This window comes from Nocardia sp. NPDC019323, assembly GCF_044389845.1.
Classification (GTDB): domain Bacteria; phylum Actinomycetota; class Actinomycetes; order Mycobacteriales; family Mycobacteriaceae; genus Nocardia; species Nocardia implantans.
In genome coordinates, this window is the sequence record NZ_JBIRYN010000003.1 from 141,864 (window position 1) to 166,316 (window position 24,453).

At 61.4% G+C, this 24,453-nt stretch carries 16 protein-coding genes; 8 read left to right on the top strand and 8 right to left on the bottom strand.

Annotated features, from left to right (window positions below; all coding sequences use genetic code 11):
• From dpdE to dpdD, 8 genes are read left to right on the top strand one after another with little or no spacing between them, the layout of a single operon-like run.
• Entirely contained in the window at positions 1 to 3,222 is a 3,222-nt protein-coding gene (gene dpdE / locus ACH49X_RS13700; protein ID WP_357204954.1) for a protein DpdE, read from the top strand.
• The gene (dpdF, locus tag ACH49X_RS13705; RefSeq protein ID WP_357204957.1) at positions 3,215 to 5,758 is read left to right on the top strand and encodes a protein DpdF; all 2,544 of its coding nucleotides are present in this window, start codon (positions 3,215 to 3,217) and stop codon (positions 5,756 to 5,758) included. The genes dpdE and dpdF overlap by 8 nt, the downstream gene beginning before the upstream one ends.
• Entirely contained in the window at positions 5,759 to 6,625 is an 867-nt protein-coding gene (gene dpdG / locus ACH49X_RS13710; protein WP_357204960.1) for a protein DpdG, read from the top strand.
• Positions 6,622 to 9,714, top strand: coding sequence for a protein DpdH (gene dpdH / locus ACH49X_RS13715; protein ID WP_357204963.1), 3,093 nt, complete (start codon positions 6,622 to 6,624; stop codon positions 9,712 to 9,714). The genes dpdG and dpdH overlap by 4 nt, the downstream gene beginning before the upstream one ends.
• On the top strand, positions 9,707 to 10,378 hold the full coding sequence (locus ACH49X_RS13720; RefSeq protein ID WP_357204966.1) for a hypothetical protein: 672 nt from the start codon (positions 9,707 to 9,709) through the stop codon (positions 10,376 to 10,378). Before dpdH ends, ACH49X_RS13720 begins: the two co-directional genes overlap by 8 nt.
• Entirely contained in the window at positions 10,375 to 14,763 is a 4,389-nt protein-coding gene (gene dpdJ, locus ACH49X_RS13725; protein ID WP_357204969.1) for a protein DpdJ, read from the top strand. Before ACH49X_RS13720 ends, dpdJ begins: the two co-directional genes overlap by 4 nt.
• Positions 14,760 to 15,281 carry a phospholipase D-like domain-containing protein DpdK gene (dpdK, locus tag ACH49X_RS13730; RefSeq protein ID WP_357204972.1) on the top strand — a complete coding sequence of 174 codons (522 nt, stop codon included), beginning with the start codon at positions 14,760 to 14,762 and terminating at the stop codon, positions 15,279 to 15,281. Before dpdJ ends, dpdK begins: the two co-directional genes overlap by 4 nt.
• Positions 15,281 to 17,266 (top strand): protein DpdD, encoded by a 1,986-nt coding sequence (gene dpdD, locus ACH49X_RS13735; RefSeq protein ID WP_357205414.1) that lies wholly within the window; start codon positions 15,281 to 15,283, stop codon positions 17,264 to 17,266. The genes dpdK and dpdD overlap by 1 nt, the downstream gene beginning before the upstream one ends.
• Positions 17,267 to 17,397: 131 nt before the next feature.
• Here dpdD and dbpB (ACH49X_RS13740) read toward each other — a convergent pair whose 3' ends face one another.
• From dbpB (ACH49X_RS13740) to queC, 8 genes are read right to left on the bottom strand one after another with little or no spacing between them, the layout of a single operon-like run.
• Positions 17,398 to 18,513 carry a DGQHR domain-containing protein DpdB gene (gene dbpB, locus ACH49X_RS13740; protein WP_357204975.1) on the bottom strand — a complete coding sequence of 372 codons (1,116 nt, stop codon included), beginning with the start codon at positions 18,511 to 18,513 and terminating at the stop codon, positions 17,398 to 17,400.
• The gene (gene dpdA, locus ACH49X_RS13745; RefSeq protein WP_357204978.1) at positions 18,506 to 19,756 is read right to left on the bottom strand and encodes a tRNA-guanine transglycosylase DpdA; all 1,251 of its coding nucleotides are present in this window, start codon (positions 19,754 to 19,756) and stop codon (positions 18,506 to 18,508) included. Before dpdA ends, dbpB (ACH49X_RS13740) begins: the two co-directional genes overlap by 8 nt.
• Before the next feature lie 2 nt (positions 19,757 to 19,758).
• On the bottom strand, positions 19,759 to 20,898 hold the full coding sequence (gene dbpB, locus ACH49X_RS13750; RefSeq protein WP_357204981.1) for a DGQHR domain-containing protein DpdB: 1,140 nt from the start codon (positions 20,896 to 20,898) through the stop codon (positions 19,759 to 19,761).
• Positions 20,899 to 21,852: a hypothetical protein gene (locus ACH49X_RS13755; protein WP_357204984.1), complete on the bottom strand. Its 954-nt coding sequence runs from the start codon at positions 21,850 to 21,852 to the stop codon at positions 20,899 to 20,901.
• Positions 21,842 to 22,666 (bottom strand): GTP cyclohydrolase FolE2, encoded by an 825-nt coding sequence (folE2, locus tag ACH49X_RS13760; protein WP_357204987.1) that lies wholly within the window; start codon positions 22,664 to 22,666, stop codon positions 21,842 to 21,844. The genes ACH49X_RS13755 and folE2 overlap by 11 nt, the downstream gene beginning before the upstream one ends.
• Positions 22,647 to 23,018, bottom strand: coding sequence for a 6-carboxytetrahydropterin synthase QueD (queD, locus tag ACH49X_RS13765; protein ID WP_357204990.1), 372 nt, complete (start codon positions 23,016 to 23,018; stop codon positions 22,647 to 22,649). The genes folE2 and queD overlap by 20 nt, the downstream gene beginning before the upstream one ends.
• Positions 23,018 to 23,659 carry a 7-carboxy-7-deazaguanine synthase gene (queE, locus tag ACH49X_RS13770; protein WP_357204993.1) on the bottom strand — a complete coding sequence of 214 codons (642 nt, stop codon included), beginning with the start codon at positions 23,657 to 23,659 and terminating at the stop codon, positions 23,018 to 23,020. The genes queD and queE overlap by 1 nt, the downstream gene beginning before the upstream one ends.
• Complete coding sequence (queC, locus tag ACH49X_RS13775; protein ID WP_357204996.1) at positions 23,659 to 24,363, bottom strand: 7-cyano-7-deazaguanine synthase QueC; 705 nt, start codon at positions 24,361 to 24,363, stop codon at positions 23,659 to 23,661. Before queC ends, queE begins: the two co-directional genes overlap by 1 nt.
• Positions 24,364 to 24,453: the final 90 nt, after the last annotated feature.

The following is a 24,453-nucleotide window of genomic DNA, read 5'->3' on the forward strand; positions in this document are numbered from 1 at the left end:
GTGTCAGATGCCGTAGGGGTCCTGGTCACGTTTGATGGTGCTCCGGGGATCGGACGCGTCGCTGCTGTGCATGCGAACCAGGCGCGCGTCGACTTCTTCGAGTCCGCAGCCGAACCGGTCGTCGGGTCCGAGTGGGTCTCGGTCAAGGATCTTCGTCGCGTCCGTCTGGACAAGGAGACGCGCGTATTTGTCCCCAAGAACGACGGCGGTTGGCTCGCGGGCCGGGTAATTGGCGGAAAGTCGCCCACATACTACGTCCGGTTCCCCAATCAGACGGTTGACCTTGAGGTGCCTGAGCATGCCCTCCGAGTACGTTGGGAACTGCCGGTCAGCGACCCTCTCCAGGTCCTGGTCGGAGAGGCCAACGAGACTTCGCGATATCGGGACGCCAGGCAGTCGGTGCGCGACGCCCTCCTGGCAGATCGGGCGTCATCGATGTCCGCGACCGGTATTACCTCGTCCGGAGTTAAGATCCACGCGCACCAGGTGAGTGCCGCCCTGCGCATCATCAACGACCCGCTTCAGCGGTATCTGTTGGCCGACGAAGTGGGAATGGGCAAGACTATCCAGGCCGGATTTGTAATCCGCCAGTTGCTCATCGATGACCCGAGCCGTCGCATCGGCTTGATCGTCCCATCGGCGCTGAGGGAGCAGTGGCAGGGCGAGCTCCTCGAGAAGTTCTATCTCGATGACTTCGCCACCCCTGATGGGCGCCTGCCGTTTGCGATCCGTAGCCACGAGCAAGTTGATGAGTGGCACAAATTCGCCAGTGCCGACATGCTCGTGGTCGATGAAGCGCACCTGCTTTCCAGTGTCGAATCCCCGGACGAAGAGCCATACAGCCTACTTGCCGAGGTTGCGCGGGCGGTACCGCGGATCCTTCTGATCTCAGCAACGCCCTTCGGCCGACGCGCTGCCACCCACCTTGCGCTCCTCCACTTGCTCGATCCGGTGCACTTTAGGTGGGAGGAGCACGAACAGTTCGAACGCCTGGTCGAGTCTAGAGTGGAAGTGGCGGAGGCGATTACCGGACTGGAAGACCCTGATCCGGAGGATCCTGAGGACGTCGAGTACTTCTACGATCGCCTGCGGGAGTTGCTGCCGCAGGACGAGTTGCTCGACGCGGCGATTGCGGACTCCATGGCCACCTACTCCGAGGGCACTGTATCTGACGAGGATGCGTTCCTGCGTTCGGTTGTCGCCGTCCGCACGCACGTTGCCGAGACGTACCGCCTTCACCACCGGGTGATCCGTAACCGTCGGCACACTGTTCAGCGCCAGACGTTGGACGACGAAGGAACGATGACCCCGTTTGAGTTCACCGGACGCGGTCGGCCCAATGTGCTTCGGGTGGACACCGCCGAGGGGGCGCTTACGGTGGGCGTTGTGGACGAGTGGTTGCGCAGGACGGCCGACCATATTCTCGACCACGGTGTGGAGTCGGCGCCGTATGCGCGTGTCGCCGGGATGCTTGTTTCCAGACTCGGTGCCGCCACCGCGGACGATATGGCCGACGCCATCGAAGCCAGGGTATCCGGGCGCAACACCGGGGAGTTCTCGCCGAGTGAGATGGCGCGCCTGCGGAGTGTGCCACCGTTGCCGTTCGAGGCGGATCTCCTCGACCGACTGCGTCAGTCGGAGACGGCCGACGGGCCGCGAACCCTGGCGATCGCCCTGCTGCGCAGGATCAAGCCAGGTCAACGCGGGGTTGTGTTCTGCGGCAAGGGCCGCCTAGCATCCGCCCTGACGTCACAGTTGAAATCCCTGCGCCGAGACTCGGTTGCCGTACTTGAGCACTTTGTCCAGGCACCCAGCGAGGTCCGGCAGCGAGCGGTGGATGTCTGGCGGATGTCGGGTGGCGTCCTGGTCGCGGACGAGAGTGGCGACGTCGGGCGCAACTTTCAACAGGCCGAGGTTGTGTTTCATGCTCGCGTACCATGGAACCCCAACCAACTCGAACAGCGGATCGGGCGTGTGGACCGATACGGAACCCACAGGACCGCCGACCAGTGGGTCGTATCGGATTCCGATCGAGACGGAATTCACTTTGCGTGGCTTCAGATCTTGGCGTCCGGATTCTCCATCTTCAATGAATCGATCTCCTCGCTACAGGACATCGTCGAGGAGTTGGCCGATGACGTGTGGGTAAGTGTTCTCGACGAAGGTCGTGAGGCAGCCAACGAGAAGATCACTGAGATCCCGCCGCGCCTGGCCCAGGAACGTACCCGCATCAACAGGCTCGATGCACTCGAGGCTAGTTATGGCGACAGCGCCAGTGACATGCTGGCGAAACGCATCGCCCAATACGACGTGCGTCACGACGCGATCGAAAATGCCTTCAAGCACTTGCTGACCGGTGTCGAAGGCTTTGCGTTGGCTGCACGGCTCAACGCAGATGGCAGCACGATGTTCGAACGCGATGCGCTCCAGTCCCCATTGGTCAGTCCTCGCTTGCTGGTGCGGGTCAGCACACGCCCGGAGTCGCGCACCGGATACTTCGACCGTTGGCGAGTCAAGCCCAATCGGCGCCTGTTCCGCCGCGGAAACCCCTTCATCGACGGCGTGGAGTCCATTCTCGCAATCGATGACAGGGGCCAGGCCACCGCGCAGTGGCGACTCGATCGCACATGGCAGTATGACCCACTCGTGTACTTCGGCTTCGAATTTCTCGTGGAAGCCGACCTAGATCCCCTCCTCAAGGTTTTCCGCGACGGTACAGACGCGGTTCCGGTCGCTCGCCGACGCGGTGATCTCGCGCTACGGCCTCAATACCGGAAGGTGTGGGTCGATGTCAGCACCATGGCGCCGGTGAACGATGAGGACACGATCAGGTATCTGGATCAGCCCTATCTTGACAAGCGGGATGCCAATCTCAACCCGAGTCGCATTGGGGCACTGCATTCTGTCTTGGGAGGGCCCACGGTTCTCGGCACTATTGCGCCGCAGTGCCTCGACATCGCTAACAATCACCTCCGTAGCGTTGCCGACCTCGCGCGCGTGACGGAAGAAGCAGCGAAATATGCTGCACTGCAGACGGATTTGATCGTTGCGCAGTCGAAGGCGCGGCGCGCCGCAGCGGGACTGGTGCCGGATGTAGACCTGTTAGCCAGCGAGGTTGAGGCAGGGCGAGCGCTCGAGAAAGGTGTCAGGACACCCCGGATTCACCTTGCGTCAGTGTCGTGCCTTGTCCGCTCCGCGCAGAGATGGGGTGAATATGTCTAGCGACGATCTCACTTGCGTCGCGGACGCGCTTCGTGCGTGGCCGTCGGAGTATAAGGCGGCACCCACGGCGCAGATTTCGGATGCGTGCGTACGATTTCTGGATGCTGCTGCCCAACTGACGTCCGGCCAGGCTGGCTGGCGAGATGTCGGCACACTGCTGCGCCATGCCCTCATCGGCGTGAGCGCCACGTATGGCCAAGATGCTGCACTACCGGTCCCGGAAGGGCCCGGATGGCCTACCGCTGAACAGTGGCAGCGCATCAATTGTCGAACCACGCCACTCGCCGCCGGCGGTGTGAGGGTCGCCCCACAACCGTGGATTCCTGCGAGTTGCGAGTCCGACAACGAGATCTCGGCTCGGGCCCACGATCAGATTCGCGCGGCATTCAAGGATTCGATTCCGGAGTTCCGGGAGGTGCCGGCCGACCCGTTCTGGAGCAGCGCGCACGGCCGAGATTTCAAGACGTATCGCGGAGAGACTCAGCGCCAGGCGGCGCGTGCAGCGGTGCTGAACCACGATGAGACATTGGTCGTTTCGCTACCCACCGGTCGGGGCAAAACCGCGGTTGCGTGGTCCAAGCCGCTGATGTCCGCGTCTGGGGTCACTGTCGTGGTGGTCCCGACCGTGGTCCTCGCACTCGACATGGAACGTCGGACGCGGGAGCTTGCTCGGGAGCGCAGCTTGACTCTCAGCCCCGCGGGGCGTTTCGCCTATGTGGGAAGCATGGGTCCCGATGCCAAGTCGGCAATTCGTGGAGCTGTCCGTGAGGGTTCCCAGCGACTCCTGTACACCAGTCCCGAGGCGCTGGTCACGGGCCTTGCGCCCGCGATTCTCGACTGTGCCAAGGCAGGACGCTTGCAGCAGGTCGTCGTGGACGAAGCTCACCTTGTCGATCAGTGGGGAAACGACTTCCGCACCGCGTTTCAGACGATGGCGGGGTTGATCGCCGAAGCGCGGGCGTGCGCACCTGAAGGCTCACGCCCCTCGATCACGCTACTCAGTGCCACCTTTGCGCAGCGTGCGATGGACGTCGTCGACCACCTCTTCGGAGCCGGGCATCGCCCGAAGCTGGTGTGGGGGTCGGAACTTCGGACCGAACCGGCGTTCTTTACCGACAGTGCTCAGGACGAGGCGGCCCGCCAAGCCGCGGTGATCCGTGCAGTCGACGGACTGCCGAAGCCGATGATCCTTTACACCACAACGGTGAAGGACGCCAAGAAGTGGACTGGCCGATTGAAGAACGCGGGCTATCACCGCGTTGCGTGCATCACCAGTGACTCGACGGATGACGAGCGAGCCGAGGTTGTGGCGTCGGTCCGCGGGATCGACGCCGATGGTAGGAGGATCGACACCACCGTCGATATCGTGGTAGGGACTTCTGCTTTCGGCCTGGGACTCGATATCCCGAATATCCGCACCGTCGTCCACGCATGTGTTCCCGAGACGGTGGACCGTTACTACCAGGAGGTGGGTAGAGCAGGTCGCGACGGCCGACCCACTGTTGCGTACCTGTGCGAGGCCCCCGGAGATCGGAATCTCGCGAAGCGATTGAACATGCCCGCGCTCATCGGCGATACTAAGGGTTGGGACCGATGGCAGGGTCTGCTGCACAAGACAACACACATTTCGGGCCTGCGATACCGAGTCGATCGTTCCTTGGTCCCTGCGTACCTGTCCGAGGGTTTTGGGGAGAGCGCGCAATGGAACGTCCGCACGCTGCTTCTGATGGCGCAGGCCGGGGCGATCAAGTTCCGGGTACCGCAGTGGCGACCGGATATCGACGGTGCGGATCGGGACGCGTTCTTCGAGTCTGCCGCCGATGCTGTCGAGTTCGAGCTGGCAAATGGCGAGTACCTCAATCGAGACGGATGGTCACGTGCGGCGAATCGTGTGCGTGAGGAGGTCCGCGTATCCCAGCAGCAGGCGCTGGAGGCAATGTTCGAGATTCTGTCCGGCGACCGATGCGTGGGTCGCATTCTTGCGGGCCACTACCGGGTGCGGCGCGAAGGTGGGCTGCTCGTTACTGCTCCGGCATGTCGCGGATGCCCGGCATGCAGGCGGAATCCCGCGCATTCGCCGGGGATATCGGTGGGCGAGCCCAGTCCGCCTCTGCCGTACTCGGGCGGTGCGGACCCACTCGCCGGGTGGAGAGGCGATTCCTGCCGGGCATTCATCTGGTACACCGACCCCGAACAACCCGATGGCATTCTCACGCGACTCGCCCAGCGTGGGCTGCAGCTTTTCGCGGGCCTAACAACGACCGAGGGGGAGCGCTTGCAGCGTAGTGTTCCCTCGGTGCCGGTGATCGTGGACGATCCCGACTCTGACGAGCCGCTCACGCTCACGTACGAGGGACCACTCGTGGTTGTCGCGAGTGGAGGGTCTGTCCCCGCCGAGGTCTGGGAGCGGATCGACCTGAAACTCGTCACCTACGTCGTGGGTCCACGCGCCCTCGCGAACCCGGACAAGCCAGGATGGAGTCTGGCGGATACCACCTTAAGCGTTCGAGCATCAACCTTGTTGACGGAGTTGTGAATGGAGATCCTGAACCCTCGACCGGCACTGGCGTTGCCTCAAACGATGTGGTTGTGCTACTCAACTGTGGCTCGCAATAACGGGGTGGCCGAGGAGCAATTGCTTCGCCTCCTCGTACCGGAGGAGATGCTCGAGACTGTTCCACAGAAGGGCGCGCACGCCCCTAGAGCAATCAGTGACCTCATTGAGTTGGGTCTCATCGATGTCGACAGCGAGGGAATGCTCAGCGCTGAGCCAACCGATGTGGCTGGGTTCTTGAGGAAACTCAGGAGAGTTGTCGTCGTGCCCCCAGTCGACATCTCACCTTCGTTCGACGGTACGCCTGATCTGCGGGCAGGTCTGGTGTGGCTTATGCGGCAGAGTCCGTTCAGTCCACTCTACTGGGACACCGGTGTCCAGACTGAGATGCCTACGGGATTGTTCACCAACGACACTCGTTGGAACGGGTTCCGTTTTTGGAGTGGTGCTTTGGGCTTTGCGCGCCCGGCGCTGAAGATTCTCGTCTCTGGCTCCAGTGGATCGGCCAATCACATCACAGCGGATCCGACAGACGCCATCCTCGACGTTCTGTTGAGTCCAGGGGATGCATCGCACTTCCCTAGTGGCGAGGCAATACCAGTCGGGACTTTTATGAACTCCCTGCGAAATGAGTTGCCGATTCTCCCGGGGCATCCGTCAGCGGTATACGACGGTATGGACACCGACGCGTCGAGTGAGTGGGCTGCCGTGGGACTGGCTCTCAACTGCGCTGAAGCACGGGGAGTGCTGAAGATGGGCTACCAATCGGACCCCACCGGGGTGGCAGCACTCCCGAGCAACGAGGGTTCCGGCCCCCGTTATGTCTCATGGGTCGAGGTGCTGAAATGACCACACTCCCAGTCGCTTTTACGTGCTGGAAAGCGGAAACCGTCGCCGCGACGATTCCCACGGAAGCGGCGACCCCGTCGGATGAGGTCCTGCTGGCCACTCACTCGCCGCTGAGTATTCGGCGCGAAGGTTCGCGCGCAGGCGCGGGAGCCAACCGGGTGACGGAACGCGACGTGCTCGACGAGTTTCTCGGGTCGACCTCCAATGCCGGCGTCGTGATCGCTCCGGTCCTTGGGGAATCCGGCGCTGGAAAGTCACATCTTGTCCGGTGGGTCAATGCCATGATGCCGAGGGCGGAGAAACGCCACATCATCTATCTGCCCAAGACACGGACCAGTCTCCGCGATGTCGTCGAGATACTCCTGACCGATCAGGAAGGCCCCGGATTCGACGAGATCCGCGGACAAGTGGGCTCCGGCGCCTCGATCACTGTCGAGGAAATGGAACGCAGGATCCTCAACGAACTTGCCGAAGCGTTGCGTTCTCGAGTGCCGCAAGGCCCACTCGATAAGAAACTAGTCGGCGACAACGGGCTAGGCTTGCTGTTTCACGATCCCCTTTTCCGTGAACACCTGCTTCGACCCGGTTCGTTTATTAACCGGCGCGCCCTCCATGCGCTCAACGGGCGTGATCCCGACGAGCCAGATGTGCCTCTTGAGTTCACGGTCGACGAACTCCCCCTGGACATTGAGAATTCGGTGAGCCTGGTTGATGCTTCCGCTCCGACTCGACGATTGTTCAAGGGGTTGGCAGTCCGTCCCGATCTGCAGATGGAGGCTGTCCGTCTGCTCAATGAGGTTCTCGATGTCGCCGTCATGAAGGCGGCGAACATTGGGGTCGGAAATATCAACAGAGCATTCATGAAACTCCGCGAGAAGTTGGTCGGACATGAAATCGTCCTGTTGATCGAAGATGTGGCACTCATCCAAGGCGTTCGGCGCGACCTGCTGGACGCAATCATCGAAACCAGCATTGTGCAAGGCAGGGAAAAATACGCTACTGTCCGTGCCCTCCTCGCGGTGACGCCGTCGTACTACCGTCAGAACCTTCCCGACACGTTCCGGACGCGCGCAGAGGCTAGCTCGCCGCGATATGTCGTGGATGTCGAACTCGCAGCCGATAGTGCCGAAGACTCGCAGTTCGTCGACTTCGTCAGTCGGTACCTCAACGCGGCGCGTATCGGTAAGGACAAGTTGGAGTCTTCAATGCGTGAGACAATGCGCGCGGCGTCCACGCCGACTTTCCCTGACCCTCCTAACGCATGTAAGGACTGTGCATTCGAGGACGCATGTCATGAGGCATTCGGAAAGTCCGATGCCGGCTACGGTCTCTACCCATACAACCGATCGGCGGTCGAACGCGCCGTGCGCGCGTGCGCGGATGTTGACCGAAACGGTGAGCAGACACTGTTCAACCCACGACGTGTGCTTGCCAGGGCCGTGCGTGACGTTCTGGAGACGGCCGAGGGTTTGTTGAAAAAAGGGGAGTTCCCTCCGGGCGACCTCCTCGCCGACGAGTCGAGGAACGCGAGGTTGCTGGGGCTCACGCTGCCGGGGCTCACTGTCGACGTGACGGCAGAACTGGAGGAGCAATACCCGCCTGACATCGCGCGGCGGTTGCAGACGTTCCTTCTCTTCTGGGGGGCGAACGGGACCCGTCGACCGGCCGAGACGATCTTTTCTGCCTTCGGGATCGACCCGCTTCCACAAAATCTGTTTCTGGAGTCTGGGGCGCACACCGGGGGATCGACTTCCACGGGCAGATCTCTGCAGGAACCCGCAAGTACCCCCGCTGAGGAGTCGAGGAGTCGGTCGAGCGACACGGGCACGCTTCGACCTTCACTGCAGCGGCAACTCGATCAGATCAATGCATGGGGCACCAGTGGTGCAGTTCTGCCGCAGGGAATCGCGAGTCTCGCTCGGAACATAATCCGCGATGCGATTCTCAGTCGTGTGCAGTGGTTTTCCCCAGCGATCAAATCCCCCGATGCGGAGACCCTCACAAAGGCAATACCCAATAATGCCCGCGGTGTGTCGATCGAGGGAGCCCAGGAATCAATCGGTTCCGGTGTCGAACCGGTCATTCGCGTGAGCCGAACGGCGCGAAACGCTCAGATACTCAGGGGTCTGGTGTTGCTTGACGCCAAGAGGCCGGATCTGTCGGGTGATGCACTGGCACGCTTGGATGCTCTTGTGATCGACGCGATTCCAGTGGCGTGCGACAGGATCCTCGCGACCCTCGAATATGACGAGGAAAAGTTGGTCGTTGCGGCTCGTTCACTGATCGAAGGTGCACACGTGTGTGGCCACTCCACCTCGGTACAGACGAACGCCGAACTGGTGCGTGCACTCGTATGGAGGGGAGCGCCAAATCGCCCGGACGAGGACTCCCGTCACCCGCAATGCAACACCGAGTACACGAAGTACATCGAAGAACGCCAGAATGCAGTCGATAAGTTCGTCGCCGGTGTGGGTACCGCGCAGGGGGCGGGTGGTGTCCATGCACTCGATTACGAGAGAGTCACCAAAATCCTCAAACGGGTACGCGCCGACTGGGGGACCCCTCTAGATCAGCAGCAATTGTCCAGTTGGTGTATTGACGCGCACAGGCAACTTGACAAGTTGATCCAGATAGCACCACTCCAGGTCAACGAGTGGACACAACTGATCGGTCGGCTCCGCGGATTGCTTCAGCCCGGCGATTCGTACGTGGAGACGGTCGACGCCGTCAAGCGGGCTGCCGAGGAAGCGCAGGGGCAGGGCTTGGTGATGGTTCAGAATCTGTCCAACCTGGCTGCGATGAATGCCAACGCTCGGGGCTTCAACGACCGTGTCATCGCGCGAGTGGAGAAGACCCTCGAAAACTCCGAAGGGCTGTCCGGCTACGACCTGGCCTGTGTCGTCGGTACCGACGTGGGTAGCGACCTCACAAAGATCGTTACCTTTCTTGAAGAATCGGCAAAGTGGATCGAGGCAGGAATTCGGAATGCCGAGGTCGACCAAGGCTCGGCAATTGATATCGACGTCGCGATTGATGAGCAGGTCGTACGGTGGCTCGAGATGGTAGGAGAGGACGGCACCGATGTCTGACGCCCAACCGGGAGCGAGTCTTCTGACCCGGTCGAGGCGTTTGACCGCCTTGGCAAGGCAGCGGCGTGAAGGTGCGGAGAAACTCCAGGACGTCACCAGAACGCAAACCGCATTGACGGCGCTTGACAGAGAACTGACTGCTCTGGAGGCGTCGCTGAAACTGCATGCATTCCTGGTTGCAAAGTCCATCGCGACAGAGGTCGGTATCGACCTCGGCAAGGCTCCGCGAGAGTTGCGAAACCATGTCGACCAGGTTGGTAGGCCGAGTCCACAATTCCTGAATGCGCGCGCGAGGGACGCGCGGAAAGCGTGCGAAGCACTCGATGCGAGCGCGGCAAGTTCATGGGCAGAGTGGTCGCAGGAGAAAATCAGCGCGCTTCCGCTCTCGCGAATCGCGCTTTTGGGTGCGCGGAAGACCTTGGTCGAAATCGCTGTGCGGGAGATAAGGCAGGCTGCTGGCAGGCCGCCAACGATAGCCGGTGTCGAGACATTCTTATCCAAATACGCGACCGTCAAAGCGCGCTTCGACGAACTCGGTCCCACGGCAGAGTTGGACGCGGTTCTGGCGAAGCTCCCCTGCCCGCTCAGCGACCTATCGGATAAGGACATCGCACTCCTGCGTTCCCATGGCGTCGATTCGCAGATCTCCTTGAGGATGGGATGACGCACGTCAGCGAACACCGCGTGGGAGAACTCGTCAGCCGCCTCGAGGACCTCGAACTCCCACTGCTGTCCTGGGGAGTTGTCGACGGATTCCTCAGCGCCGACGATGTGACCTCGGCGATCGACGATCAACGCAGTGCGGCATTCGCCATTGGTGAGTTCGATGTGCTGTCCACCGACGAGTATCTCGACCTGCTGATCCAGCGAAACCTTCTCTTCCGCCTCCCCACTGGTGAGGAGCGCTACCGAACGAGGTTCGCCGAGCAACTCCGATTGCTCCGTCTGCTGCGGCAGTTGTGGCCGCCCACAGAGCCTGCCGCTGACGGATGGTGGCGACGGTACGCGACCCTGGTCGCCGACTACAGGCTGTGGGTGGGTCCGCGTCGATACCCGCGCCGCGACATCGCTGCCGAGACGGTCCGCGATCATCTGCGCACACTTCCCGATTGGTCTGCGATCCACGAGGAAATCCTGGACCGCGTGGTGGGAGGTTCGTCGCTGGCGCGATTCCAGTTGCGGGCTGCGCGTGCCGTTCTCACGGGAATAGCCGCCGACCGGCCCACGGCGCAGATTGTCACTGCCGGTACGGGTTCTGGAAAGACGCTGGCGTTCTATCTACCTGCCGTTCTCGACATCGCAGCCACCACGTCTGCGCGCCGCCGTGGACCGCACACGCTGGCGCTGTATCCACGGATCGAACTTCTCCGTGACCAGGCACGTGAAGCGACGCTCTTGAGCGAACGCATCGGCCCCGTTGCTCAGGATGGTCGTAGGGTTCGCGTGGGGTTGCTGTACGGAGGCACACCATACAGTCGTGACTTCGAAGAATCGGAACCACGCGGATGGACCCGCACGAACGCGGGATGGATCTCCCCGTACTTCCCGTGTCTGTCTGACGGATGCGTGGGGAGCATGGCGTGGCTCGACCGGGATCGACGCATGGGCACCGAACGCCTGACGTGTTCGATCTGTGGAAGGGCCACCGCGGCCGACGCAATCGCGCTGACCCGCGAGTCCATTACCAAACGTCCGCCAGACATTCTGTTCACGACCACCGAGATGCTGAGCAAACAGTCGAGCTCGGGGCGCGTTGCGGAGGTACTGGGATGGAAGGGGCCCAACGGAATCCGACTCGTGCTGCTCGACGAGGTCCACACGTACTCCGGCGTCCACGGGGCGCAAGTGGCATACACGCTGCGCCGCTGGCGACATGCCAACCGCCAGTACGGCTCCGACAGTGTTGCAATGGTCGGTCTGTCGGCGACACTGCGCGATGCCAGCCAGTTCTTTGCGGACCTGACCGGTCTCGACCGCGGTGATGTCGATCTGATCGCGCCAACTGTCCACGAACTCGACCCCATCAGCAGGGAATACGGTGTCGTTCTGCGTGGGGATCCGCTGTCCGGAGCAGCGCTCCTCTCGACCACGATTCAGACCTTGATGCTCCTGGGGCGCATGTTGGACCGCGGGCCGAGCCAGTTCGGTTCTATCGCATTCGCATTCACAGACGACCTCGACGTTGTGAATCGCCTCTACGACAACATGCGCGATGCAGAGGGGCATTCACGGTTCGGACGTTCACGCGGCGAGGTTCTCGGTCAACTGCGCGATCCGGGGCTTCCGCAAACGGGCGCGCGTTACGAGGACGGCCAATCCTGGGATCTGGCAAGCCGGTTGGGGCGAATGGCCTCACCTCTTCGCGTGGCGCGCACGTCCTCGCAAGACGCGGGCGTGGATGTGGCCGCGGACGTTGTGGTGGCCACCTCATCGCTGGAGGTGGGGTTCAATGATCCCCGTGTGGGCGTGGTGGTCCAGCACAAGGCGCCGCGCGACATGGCGTCGTTCCTTCAGCGTCGTGGACGGGCGGGCCGGCGCCTCGAGATGCGCCCGTTGACGGCGGTGGTTCTCTCGGATTTCGGTCGTGATCACGCCGCGTACCGGGAGTATGAACGGCTCCTGAGCCCGGAGATCGGTGTGCGAACTCTGCCGGTGGGCAACCGCTTCGTCATCAAGATCCAGGCCACGCATGCATTGCTCGACTGGTTGGCGCGCGTGACGGGATGTGACGCGCGAGCCCTGGCGGCGCCGCCTCGACCGGGTCATGCTCCCGATGCCTCGGCCGTCGTTGAACTTCTCCAGCAGGTGCTGGATTCAGAGCAACGCCAGGACGAGGTGAAGCGCTTCATCCAGCGAGCTCTGTCGATCTCGGTCGCCGACACCGAAGCAGTCATGTGGGAAGAGCCGCGGTCGATGATGCTGTCGGTCATACCCACACTGCTCAAACGACTCGAGCGTGATTGGCGGACACTGCCCGGCAGTGTCGATCCGGGGGCTATCCCGGGAACCCCGTTACCGGAATTCCTCACCTCGACACTCTTCGACGCCCTGAACACCCCCGATGTGGTATTGACGATGCCGTCCGAATTCCGCACGGGAGAACCGCAAACAATGCCGGTGCTCCAGGCACTCAGGGAGGCTGTACCAGGACGAGTCAGTCGACGCTTCGGATTCGCGCATGCGTCACACCGGACCTGGCTGCCGCCGGCAACCCAAGGCGTGGAAGTCGAATTGACGAACGTGGTGTCGAAGGGACATGCTCTGGGGACTTGGATCGCGCAGTCGGGTGAGGAGTTCTTCGTCGTCCGTCCACTGGAGATCCAGTTGCAGGCACCACCCCGCGAGGTAGCGGATACGTCAGGGGCGCAGACCATCTGGCGGTCGTCGTTCGAGTACGAGGCCGCCTCGCTCCATGAAATGGATATCCCTTCGCCCTCGCCGTGGTCCGCATTCGTCGCAAGATCGGCCTTCGCACTCCACGTCGCCGGCGGCCCATTGACGGTTCGGCGGATGTGTGTGGGTGCACAGGGCGAGTTGGCGCTACAGAGGGGTTCGGGGATCGACCGCCGGGCCCACACGACGCGGTACGTGCATCAGGGTGCCGCGGCCGCAATGGGATTCGAAATGGAGGTTGATGCCTTCATCGTCACTGGCGTTGTCCCCGAAGGGGACGAGTGGTTGACGCTTGCGCAAACACCTGCGTGGAGGACACTCGCATTCCGGCGGAGCGTGCTCTCGGACAGGCGACTGGACGGCATCGCAAACGTGTTCCAGCGGCGATGGCTCGTTGAAGTCTACCTGCATGCGTACGTCAACGCTGGCCTCACGAATCCCGATGGGGTAGCGGTATATTCCACCCTCGCAGGCGGAGTGTGGGCGCGGGACCTCATCGCATTCCTCGGCACTGCGTATCGGTCGGACGACACTGCGATGGTGGAAAACCAACGGGTGCTAGTCGATCTCGAGAGTCTGGCGGCTGACCCGGACGTGCGGGCGGTCGTGGAGGAGCATTCGAAACTTCTCACCTCCACAGATATCGGCGTGACGACCCAGGAGCTTCATCGGCAGGTCTTCGTCGATACACTTGCCGCCGCAATCCTCGACGCCACATTTGATGCCGTACCTGATGCTCAGGAGGGCGATCTGGTTGCTGACGTGCAGTTGGATCACGAATCGAACGAGTATCTAATACTCGTCTCAGAGACGTCCATTGGCGGCCTTGGCATCATGGAGGCCCTACACCAGGCCTATGCGCTGGATCCGCGCCGGTTCTGGGATGGGGTTGGTCGCGCAGTCGCGCCAACCGACGTCGAAGACAGTGATCGCGCAATACAAATTGCGCTGGCCGCGTTGGTGCAAGGCCGATCCCCCTTCGCGCGCGCGGTGGCCGATTTCCGCGCAGCGCGAGACGCATCGGCACTGGACAGGGCACTCGACGATGTTCGGCGTGAATGGGAAGTGCTCGACGGCCCGCCCAGTCATCTGACACTGTCGACGTTCTCGACCCGCCTCCTGCGTCCGGGTTCGCACCCGCAGATCGACGCAAAGGTAAACCAGTTGGTGCAGGCCTGGATCGATATCGAAAGCCGACTCGGGGTGGAGGTCGATCCCCGCACGCTCGTCTACCACGCCGACAAGGGAACGCTTGGCATATCGATGAGACCCTTGACGCTCGACTCAGCCTACAGCATGCTCTGGGCGAGGGGGTACCCAGCACGCAACAAGCGATTGCAGTACTGGAATCCCTATCGCGATGATCTGGTCGTCGAGCGACTCGTGATCGAACCATTCGTTGCGGACCGGTCCGCCGTCGTGGATATTTCAGAGGAGGGGTGGCAGGAGCGCTACGTCGAAGCCGTCGAACGAGATGGTGCCGTCCGATTACACGCGCAAGGAGTGCGGAACGACGATCTCGCGCGAGCGATTCGCGAATGCCTCGTCACTCCCATCGAACGCGCCGGTCTCCGCGTGTACGCCCGCGTCACCGCCGTCACCCGGCGTGGAACCGGCTGGCTGGCATGTATGGACCTCGCCGAGGAGTTGCAATGAGCGTCCCCGCGCAGCGCACAATCCGGACCCGGCCGCGAAACGGCCTGGCTATCGTTGATGTGCTTTCCGGCGTGTTGCTATCGGAACTCTGTTCACCGAGTTCGGAACTCTGGCTGGTCAGCGGGTGGGTGAGCGACACCCTTGTGCTCGAGAACTCGGCTCACCGATTCGACGATGTGTTGGGCGACGACGCCCCGACTGAACTGTTCCTGTCCGACGTTCTGGTTGAACTGGCCCGTCGTGGAGCGAAGGTGCATGTCGCCGTTCGAGATGTCGATCACAACACCAGTTTCCTTCGCAGACTGGAGAATCGTGGTGCTCCGATCCACACGCACTCGAGTCCGGACCTGCACGAGAAACTGCTTGTCGGTGACGACTGGGTGATGAAAGGATCCATGAACTTCACCTGGAATGGGTTGCAACGCAATGAGGAAAGCATCGACCTGCAGGTCGGAAGCGCGGCGGCGGCGAGGGAGCGCCTCGAGTTGCAAACGCGATGGACCGGTGGTGGCGAATGATGTCATCCGACTTCGACGACGCCGTACGGCGATTCTTCTCACCCCCGAATCTCATTTGGCCCGAGATGAGTCAGACAGTCGGAGCATCCAGTGTGATCTCACCTTTCGTCCATGCAGCACGCGGTAGGGGAGAGTGCCCGCTGGTTCTACCGCGTCGCGAGCGCGGCGATCGGGCAGCGACCGTCTACGTGGTGTGCTGGGACCACGCCCATGCAGGGCGGATTCGGCCACTCCTGCACGCGGCCTTTGCTTCCTACCTGGCACCCTTCGACGGCAGGGTGACGCACCTGCGGACGTCCGACGGCCCCGAGAGCGCCATCCACGATCTGGTGGGACCCGGAACCACTTTCGTACTGCACCCTGATCCCACGACCGAACGCGAACTTGTCAGCGGTCTACACCGGTTCGTACGTACCCTCGCAGGACGCCCCAGACGGCAGGCTTCGCTTCCACGGCCTGCAGGCCGAATCCTTCGGGAGTTCGACCTGGCTCTCGCTGCTGGCGCGATAGCGCAGTCGACCAGTCTTCTTGAAGAGATCGAACGGGTCGGCGGCATCTCGCACGAGAATCTGGCCTTCCTGCAACTGCAACGACTCGGCCGATTGGGACGCGACGCGGAACTCTTGGCGCACATTTCACTCCCCACCGTCGTCCATACCGAGCCTCCGACGGCGGTTCGCGAAGCGATCCTCGGAGCCTGGGCTCGAGTCAATCTCTACGTCGACGGCGAGATAGATGTCCAGCAGGCGCTAGCCCGCCTTCGCGAGGATCCAGTCGATGTCGCCATGCTCGTGGGGGGTTTCCTGACACGATCGCATGCCACTGATGCGGTAACTCTCGGTGCGGTCGTCGCAGAGGCGCGCGGTGATCACCAGCTCGTACTCTCTCTGCTGGAAAATGATTCGCTCGATGAGCACGCGCGAACTGTGCTCGCGTCTGATCTGGGGTTGGAACCTCTGTCGGAGGCGGTTTCAGAGGAGACGGTGTCCTCGGAGTCGATCGAGGAAGTGGCTGTCGCCGCTGAACAACCGTCAGTCGATGATGCAGACAGGACACCGAGTTCGTGGGTTGAGTGGCTGGACAGCCTCGACCGTGCAGCGACATCCTACGCCGTGACGGAACTTGCCGAGTCCTGGACTCCAGTATCGGATCACGATCGAGAGATCGCACACCGCATCGATTCCTTGCCGGACATCGCGACCGATGCGTTGTTGGCAGGAGTCGCGGCTTTCCTCGAGACGTCCGCCCCGGACGTGCCCGCACCGGATACCGCACATGCGTTCATACGTCGTTATCTGGTTGAAGAGCGGTTCGCGCCAGCAGATTTGAGCGCATTGACCTCGCTTCTCACGATTGTCCTCAGCAGCGCTCCAAGGGCCGACGATTACGCGATGCTGCTCGACGACCTGGGTGCATTCGCAGGCCGTTGGGTATCCGTGAATGCGGCTGCCCAGGCGCTTGACCTGGCCGATGTCGTAACCTGCGGGCCGCGCCCGGACAGCGACGCGCAGATCGCGTTTGTCACGACGATTCTGGGTGCGCTGCACCACCAACGTCACCGGTTGGCAGGGTCGTTGCGGTCGCTTGCGGCGTTGATTTCGAGTGACCTGAGCCTTGAATTCGACTGGGCACCCGCTCAGATCGAGGCGCAGTCGGTTGAACGTGAACTCCCGGTGGGCATTCACGTTCTGTTGTACAGCCTCGATACGGGGACCCTGGATCGAGTCGCGGCCGCGTTGGCCGCGCAGTACCCCACCATCCAGGTGAGTCAGTCGTCCGACAAGGTCGGCAATGCTGCCCTTCGGCAACACAGTCGCAATGCCGACATCATCGCGATCGCTACACGCCGTGCCGCTCACGCGGCGACCGGCTTCATCGTCGATAACGCTGATCGAGGCAGGATCTGCTACCCGGACGGCTCTGGATCGGCGTCGATGTTGCGGGCGGTTGAAGCCGAACTCGACGACCTGAGAGTTTCGGGATGAGTGGGTCCTGACTTGGCTCACGTGGTGTTGAAGGGTCCCCGATAACGCGACCACCCGCTCCCGGGGCCGGATCAAGCGGTCTCATTCAACGGGGACCGGTCACCCCGGAAAGGCTGAACCACGCCTCCCTATCAGGAGATCTGCCTACGCACTCGTACCGCAGCAGCCAGCACTTTAGTCAGCAATTTGATATCAGTCGGAGTGTTCTGAAGGGAATTCCATCGCCGCTGATCGTCAGGTCCCAGATCCCATGTGCCCGAAGTCCACCCTGCGACATCCCGCAACCCGTCCAGCCGACGCTCCAATCCGCTGTCCGGCAGTTGGTCAGCTGTATACCTGTCCGTCAGCATGTCCATCACGTATCCAAGCGATTGGATTCCCACCCCATGCGTGAGCCGGGACCTCCGAGGCGGCAAGGTCCATTCGATCGGCCACATGTCTGCGATCAACTTCCAGAAGATCTTCAAGTGCAAGACCATCTGCTCGATATCGCCCGTTCCGTCCTCTGGATTCCGGTACTGGTAGAGGGCGCCGTCGTACAGGCTATTTTCGATCATCTTCAGGACGCTGTTGTCCTTGATCCGACCATCCGGGGAAGTCGGGGTCGCTATCGCCCCGCAGAACGGGCTATCCGTCTCGATGTTCAGGCGGATCATGACTTCTGCCGGGAGCTTGCGCCGGGCGTACTTCGGAGGAAGATAGCCGGCCGAGTCCGGTAGCAACTCGTGGATAAGCCCCTTGGGTAGCGGTTTGGTGTTGTTGACCAAGATGAACTGGGAACGCTGCTCGTCCTGGCCTTCGGCGATGAATGCGACCACCGCTACCGGGAATGCGTCGACATCGGCATCCCGGATCGCGGCGACACGCTGCTGTCCATCGACCAGCAGGCCCGGTTTCTCAGCTTCGTCGATCGTCTCGTCGACGGGGATCACGAGGTCACCAGGGATCGAGTAGTCCACCGCGCTGAATTGACGGCTGGGCTCGAACCGAACCCGCCCATCGAAGGCTAGGACGATAGCGTTCGGCAGCATGGCCACCGGGGATTCGACATACCTGCGGATCGCCCGGATATGGCTGAGGACCTCGGGACGTTGGTAGCCGTCAAGGCTGCCTTGGCTGGATCGGCGTACCCGTGAGACGGTAGTGAAGTCGAGCAACCGCTTGCCATCGATACCGAAGCAGTAGATGTGGCGATCGCCTTGCCGGACCTGCAGAGCAGGTACCCGAACGTCGTATCGATCAGCCATGTACGAACTCCTCTTGGGTAGTTGGCGGTGCGTCGGTATGCAGCGCATCCATCTTGGCAGCGAGGACCGATAGATTGTGGAATCCGCGCCTCTTATTCCGCTCGGTACCGCGGAATATCATGATTTCGATGCCGTGCTTGGCACACAAGCCGCAGTCGCAGGACTTCCATGGAGCGTCCTCAAGGGTTCGCTGATAGGCGTCGCGGTAGCTCTTCTTCACCCCAACGATCTTTTCGTAGGCGAGAACCTCGTCCAGTGTGTCTGCGATGCTGCACTCGTCCTGGTCGAACTTCCGCAATGCGGCCATGCAGTCGCGTTCGGCGGTCAGTGCATCGCGCTGGGAGACCTTGCCCGAGAGGATCGCTCGCTTCAACGTCACGTTGCCATCGACCTGTGGCACACGAATGGCAGTGTATGTGGTCGAGCGAGTGTGGTAGTTGTCACGATCGTCCATAAAGGACTGGCGGAAGGCCGAGGTGCTGTCGAAGCTGCTCACTCCGAGGTCTTCGAAGGATCCGATGGATTCCAGGCGGGTGATGCCCAGCAAATGCAATTCGGTGTCACGCTCACGGATCTCGTCGATATGCTGTAAGCATTCCAGGATATCTACGGTTTTCAGGGGGACCATGCCTCCCAGAGCAATCCTCTTGTAGCCCATCTTCTGCAACTGGGAAACACTGTCCGCATAGCTTTGCGGGTCCCAGCCCTGCGCGGCGCCCACCGGTTCGACTGCAGATTTCCGATGTTCGACCGCTGCCAAGAACTCCTCGGCATACCTAAGCGAGATGATTCTCCGCTTTGCCCACTCGTCCTTGGGCTCATTCACCAAACCCGGCCGCTGGTATCCAAGAATCACATGGTCGACACTTACACCGGCATCGAACTCGCACTCCTCGTAGAAATCGAGAACTTCGTCAACTGAATAGGGCGGAGCGGGCTCGTTTACATAGTTGAAAGCTCCGCAATCGCCGAGAGTGGCCACATCGTCAGGCAGTCTGAAAAAAGATCGGACACCCAGGCGGTACAGCCGATTGCGTTGGGGCATAGAATATTTGCCGGCACCACGGACCGAACCATCCACTATCGCCTTGGAGACCAATATGCCGTTGTAGGCAGGTTTGGTCAGCACCTCGTGGGCATACAGGTCATCGCGCTGACGGACACGAGTAGCCAGATACTCGTCATGCAGGAAGTCGTAGGTCGGACTCACGAGGTCTTGGCTGTCCGGAAAGTAGAACTTCATCTCTATACGCCCACCCTCGCATTGAGATATGCCCGTATCAGGTAGTTGGACAACTCCTGAATGTGTTTGGGCACATTTTGAACCTCGTTCCATCTCATCCCGTTCTCATCCCACGTCCCCGAGGTCCAGCAGCAATGAGGAGCAACGAGTTCCAGATGTTTCCGAATTGTTTGGAGTGCATCCGGGCGGCGCGCGTCCACCGTTCCCAAGATGCGATCCATCAACCTACCCATAGCTCGGATTCCCGCGCCGTGCATGAGCCGACTTCTGCTCGCAGGCTTTCCCCAAGCATCGGGAAATGTGTCGCGCACTGCGGACCAGTACGTGAACAGAGCATGGATGATTCCATCGAAGTCTGTTTCATTCTGGCGCACGTTCCGATATGGATACAGGCATCCAGAAGGCGACGTCAGGCTTTCTTGAATCATGTCCACCACGGCGGTATCCGTGATCACGGCCTTGGTATCGAAGTTCTTCGACGTCGAGGATCGCCGAATTATCCCGTGCATGGGAGATTTCTCATCGGTATTCAAGACGTCGCACAACTCCGAGGGCGCCTTACGCAGGGCCAGACGCGACGGCAATTTGCTGTCTACTTCGGGCAGCAATTCCGTCACGAGGCCCCGCGGTAGGGGGCGAGTGTTGTTGACACGGATGAACTGATCGCGCTGAATTTGCACCGAGTCTGCGACGAAAGCCGTTACCGGAACCGGAAAATCCTTCTTCTTGATCCGAGACAGGGCGATCGCCCGCTGTTGCCCGTCGACTATCCAGGCAGGCTTCGATCGTCCGGTAGCCGGCAGCGGGATCGTCACCGTTCCAGTGATTCCCAACTCATCACCAGGCATGCGGTTGCCGCGGATTGCTCGGAACTGCACCCGATCGGAGAGCGCCATGATGATGGGGTTGGGAAAGATCGCATCAACGCCATCGAGGTATTCGACGATCTCCTGGACGTGGCGGCGGACCTCTGGCCGCTGATATCCGATCAGCTTGCCGACTTCGTCCCGGCTGACGCGGGAGATATCGGCAACCTGCAGGATCTCTTCGGCTCTGAGAGTGAATACGTACAGGGGGTGCTTTCCGCTCTGTGACAGACAGAGTGCCCGCCGACGAAGGAGGTTGGGGCTGCCGGAGGTCATTTAGGCCGCCACCTCCGCCATGGTCTCGTGATAGAGCTTCTTGAAACGTCCCTGCTCGCAGGAGAACCCGGAATCTCGCAGCTTTCGCAGCAGCCTGGTCGCGCTCACCGCAGGCGCAACCCTGTGGAGAATAATGAACTGCCGCACTTCATCGTCGCCCATCCGCACTCCCGGAGCTCGCCGGCTCGGATCAGGCGGGGCAGCAGCGACAACCTGCTGGGCAAGCTCGCGCAGAACTTTCCGGCCGATGCCGGCGGGTTCAGCCATAGCAAGTGGGAGCAAGTGTGTGGCGGCACGGACCTGGAGGGCATGCAGGCTTCCGCCGACAACGGATCGCAGAGTAGCCGGGATCGGGATGACCACATCTTCCAGTTCGGGCGTAGCCCGGTTCGCACCGATCACGATGAACTTGTCTATGGAGTTTAGTGATGCTGCCGCGCTGCGGAGATCATCAGCACAGGCATACAGGTAGGGATTGGACAGGACCGCCACGATGGTGGCATCAGGATCGCGTCGTGCCAGGCCCGCGAAAGATCGCGGCTGATCAGGGTGCGGGCCTGCCCAGTCGGAAAGTCGTCGCCACCAGTCGGCTGTAGTTGCCCGGTCTCGGCCCACCGAGTCTCGGCTCCCGGCCGAGAACGTCGCCATATAAGGGTTCAAGCAGGTATCGACCGGTACGAGTCCATATCCCGCCGAACAGACCCACAGGCTAGCCTGCTCGCCGATCAGGTTCGGCAAGCTTCGTGCGATATTCCAATGATCACCGCAGTACAGGTCTTCCGCAGGAATGGTCGGCGGTTCTTCACTGAGCCGACGGGTCCATGTGGAGAATCTGTCGCGCGGCGTGACAGCGCTGATACTTCCCAGCGTCAACTGCTCGGGGACAGCGATACGTTTACGGTTCGTGCAGGTGACAACTATATGTACTGGGGATTGGGGACTGTTAGTCACCATCGCCGCTCCCGTTGGCCGTGGCGACTGCCGTCCACGGAATGGCCGCATACGCGGCGTGGTTGTGGATGCTCTCGTCGTTGACGATACGGACGCGGTACTCGGCTATGCGACCGTCCGCCTGCAGTGCGAGGGCCACATGTCGCGCGATGTCCTCGACAAACACCGGGTGATCGTATGCGGCCATGGTGACGTACCGCTCGTCGGACCGCTTCAGAAGCGAATAGACAGGTGAAGAACCGGAAGACTCCGCGATATCGATCAGGTCGTCGAACCACAGGTCACCGCACGGATCGAGAGGACGGGCGCCGATCGTCACATGTCCCCGCTGGTTGTGGGCGCCGCGGTCGCTGATGGCCTTGCTGCAGGGGCAAACACTCGTCACCGGCACGTCTACATGCTGAGTCAACTCGAATCCGGCGCCCGAGACAGCCGCTTCGAGTTCGCACGCGTAATCGACGAAGGACAGGGTACCGGAAACAGGTGCCCGACGCTCGAGAAAGTAAGGAAAAGAGACCCTGACCCGCGCTGAACTGCTACCCATACGGCGCCTGAGTTCGTCAACCATACTCAGCGTATTGTCCGGTCCGAATTGATCTCGCCACTCGTTCAAGACATCGATAAAACGGCTCAGGTGTGCACCTTTGACATCCGCGGTGAGACTCACCGACATGGTGACGGTTGCGGCGACTTCCCTTTTGCCGCCCTGCCCATCTGCGATAAGCAAGGGATAGCGCAGCCCTTCAATCCCGACCTCCGCAAGAGAGATACCTCGTGTGTCGGGTTCCGCCTGCACATCAGCGAGCATCTGCTTCATCCTCCCCGCGGTAAACGCATCCGGACGTGCAGGTCTCCTTTATGACAACCTGAGAGAGCGGCAACTGATCGATCAGACGTGCCCAGATCCAGCGCGCGATGACCTCGCTGGTCGGATTCTCCAGTCCTGGAACCTCGTTGAGGTAGTGATGGTCCAATTGTTCGGACAGCGGGGCAAACGCCTTCTTGATCTCGGCAAAGTCCATCACCCAACCGGTCTTCGGATCTAGCTCTCCGGCAACCTGAATCACCACGCGGTACGAATGCCCATGGAGCCGTGCACATTTATGTCCCGCCGGGACATTTGGCAGACGGTGAGCCGCCTCGAAGGTGAATTCGCGGTAGATCTCCATCACTTGACTCCTATGTACTTGTGGGTCTGGACGCTCAACCTCCACTGCGGATGCTGGAGGCAATACTCGATCGCCGCCTTCGTGTTCTCCTGCAGAGATGGACCGTCCATCGGCTGCAGCAGTAGCGAACGGAAGTCGAGTGATTCGAACAACTCTGGAGCCGCTCCAGCCTGAGGGAAGACGAGTTTCAACTCGTCACCCGATGTCAACACGAGCTCTGCGCCAGCTTTGGGGCTGACACAGATCCAGTCGAGCCCATCTGGTGCGGGCTTGGTGCCGTTTGTCTCGACCGCTATCTCGAAGCCCGCGACATGGAGCTCGTCCACCAGTGGCTGGTCAAGTTGTAATAGCGGCTCTCCACCCGTACACACGACCAGCGGTCGTGAGCGCGGATGAGCCTCCCCCTCCCAGGCCGCAACGACCGCTGCGGTTAGGTCAGCAGCTGTGGCGAAAGTGCCACCGCCGGGCCCGTCGGTGCCTACGAAATCGGTGTCGCAGAATTGGCAGATCGCTCGAGCTCGACCAGACTCTCGACCGTTCCAGAGATTGCAGGCGGCGAACCGGCAGAACACGGCCGGGCGCCCGGCGTTCCCTCCCTCGCCCTGCAGCGTGTAGAACAGCTCCTTGACCTGATAACTCATCAGCCCACTCGGGTCGGAACGTACGGTGCTGGGTCGGACATGCCGAGCTCCTGGAAGCCTCGGATCCGAAGCAGACACGAGTCGCACGTGCCGCAAGCTGCGCCGTCGGGCCGGGGGTCGTAGCAACTGTGGGTAAGGCTGTAGTCCACTCCCAGGGCGAGGCCGCGCTCGATCGTTTGCGCCTTGGTCAACTCGATGAGCGGGGTATGGACCTTCAAATTCTGCCTACCCTCCACCCCTGCCTTGGTAGCCAGATTCGCCATGCGCTCGTACGCCTCGATGTACTCGGGGCGGCAGTCCGGGTACCCGCTGTAATCCAACGCGTTCACGCCGATGAACACGTCGCTTGCTCCCAGGGTCTCTGCCCATGCCAATGCGAACGACAGGAAGATCGTGTTGCGAGCCGGTACGTAGGTGATCGGAATCTCGGCGGTATCGATGTCATCGGCGTGATCGTGATGCGGAACGGCGATGTCCGAGGTCAGCGCCGACCCGCCGAAGACCCGCAGATCGATATCGGCCACGACATGCGCCGCTGCTTCCAATGCCTTTGCAACCCGCCCCGCCGCCTCGAGTTCGACGTTGTGCCGCTGTCCATAGCGAAAGCTTAGAGCATAGGGCTCATAGCCCTCGTCACGCGCGATCGCCAGAACCGTCGAAGAGTCGAGTCCCCCGCTCAACAGCACTACTGCCTTCTTGCCCATGCCGCCTCCTAACGATCACACGCCTGCCATACGCGATAGCAGCCTCCGACCTAACTACAGCCAGTAGCCGTCATAGCAGTGCGTAGTTTC

Bases quoted from the DNA above. Each gene is read 5' to 3' on its own strand.
- dpdF (WP_357204957.1), top strand. From the start codon at position 3,215: ATGTCTAGCGACGATCTCACTTGCGTCGCGGACGCGCTTCGTGCGTGG.
- dpdG (WP_357204960.1), top strand. From the start codon at position 5,759: ATGGAGATCCTGAACCCTCGACCGGCACTGGCGTTGCCTCAAACGATG.
- dpdH (WP_357204963.1), top strand. From the start codon at position 6,622: ATGACCACACTCCCAGTCGCTTTTACGTGCTGGAAAGCGGAAACCGTC.
- ACH49X_RS13720 (WP_357204966.1), top strand. From the start codon at position 9,707: ATGTCTGACGCCCAACCGGGAGCGAGTCTTCTGACCCGGTCGAGGCGT.
- dpdJ (WP_357204969.1), top strand. From the start codon at position 10,375: ATGACGCACGTCAGCGAACACCGCGTGGGAGAACTCGTCAGCCGCCTC.
- dpdK (WP_357204972.1), top strand. From the start codon at position 14,760: ATGAGCGTCCCCGCGCAGCGCACAATCCGGACCCGGCCGCGAAACGGC.
- dpdD (WP_357205414.1), top strand. From the start codon at position 15,281: ATGTCATCCGACTTCGACGACGCCGTACGGCGATTCTTCTCACCCCCG.
- dbpB (WP_357204975.1), bottom strand. From the start codon at position 18,513: ATGGCTGATCGATACGACGTTCGGGTACCTGCTCTGCAGGTCCGGCAA.
- dpdA (WP_357204978.1), bottom strand. From the start codon at position 19,756: ATGAAGTTCTACTTTCCGGACAGCCAAGACCTCGTGAGTCCGACCTAC.
- dbpB (WP_357204981.1), bottom strand. From the start codon at position 20,898: ATGACCTCCGGCAGCCCCAACCTCCTTCGTCGGCGGGCACTCTGTCTG.
- ACH49X_RS13755 (WP_357204984.1), bottom strand. From the start codon at position 21,852: ATGGTGACTAACAGTCCCCAATCCCCAGTACATATAGTTGTCACCTGC.
- folE2 (WP_357204987.1), bottom strand. From the start codon at position 22,666: ATGAAGCAGATGCTCGCTGATGTGCAGGCGGAACCCGACACACGAGGT.
- queD (WP_357204990.1), bottom strand. From the start codon at position 23,018: ATGGAGATCTACCGCGAATTCACCTTCGAGGCGGCTCACCGTCTGCCA.
- queE (WP_357204993.1), bottom strand. From the start codon at position 23,659: ATGAGTTATCAGGTCAAGGAGCTGTTCTACACGCTGCAGGGCGAGGGA.
- queC (WP_357204996.1), bottom strand. From the start codon at position 24,363: ATGGGCAAGAAGGCAGTAGTGCTGTTGAGCGGGGGACTCGACTCTTCG.